This window comes from Streptomyces viridochromogenes DSM 40736 (assembly GCF_000158955.1).
In the GTDB taxonomy this organism is placed as follows: domain Bacteria; phylum Actinomycetota; class Actinomycetes; order Streptomycetales; family Streptomycetaceae; genus Streptomyces; species Streptomyces venetus.
Map to the genome: position 1 here is coordinate 2,223,457 of NZ_GG657757.1, position 627 is coordinate 2,224,083.

Sequence of the window (627 nt, forward strand, 5' to 3'; positions counted from 1 at the left end):
GACGACCCTCCCCGTCCCCATCGCCCTGAACCAGCCCCCGGAACCCCTCCGCCTCGGCCCCTCCGACGACGCCGAATGGGCGGCCTTCGCCGCCGAGGCCCTCCTCCGCGCCGGCGACGACACCGTCCTGGGCGACCTCAGCCGGGACCGCCGCACCCGCGCCGCGATCGACCTCACCTGGAACGCCGTCGCGAGCGAGGTGGCCGCGGCGGCACAACGCGCCCCCGAGATCGAGTCCGCCGTCCTCCCCCTGCGCGCCCGCATCTCCGTCCGCGCCGGCCTCGGCAACCTCGCCACCGGCCTGCGCCCGCCCGCCACCGGCCACGACAACCCGCACTACTTCGACGACGCGGCCTGCGTACGCGCCTGCGTCCTGGCCGTGGCCCACCCGGGCGACCCCCGGCGCGCCGCGGACCTCGCCGAGTTCGACGCCCGGTACACCCAGGACGGCGACGGCGTGCACGGCGCCCGCGCGATGGCCGCGGCCCTCGCCCTCGCCCTGGCCGGCGCGAACGTCGACGCCTGCGTCACGGCGGCCCTCGCCGAGCTCCCGGAGGGGACGGAGATCGGCCGCAACGCCCGCCACGCCCTCCACCTCGCCACAAGCCACGGACAGCGCCTTCGCCC

1 protein-coding gene is annotated in these 627 nt (G+C 78.1%); it reads left to right on the top strand.

Annotation, left to right across the window (positions count from 1 at the left end; translation table 11 throughout):
- Positions 1–627, top strand: a 627-nt coding sequence (locus SSQG_RS09725) for an ADP-ribosylglycohydrolase family protein (RefSeq protein WP_208865630.1), incomplete at both ends; no start/stop codon positions are given.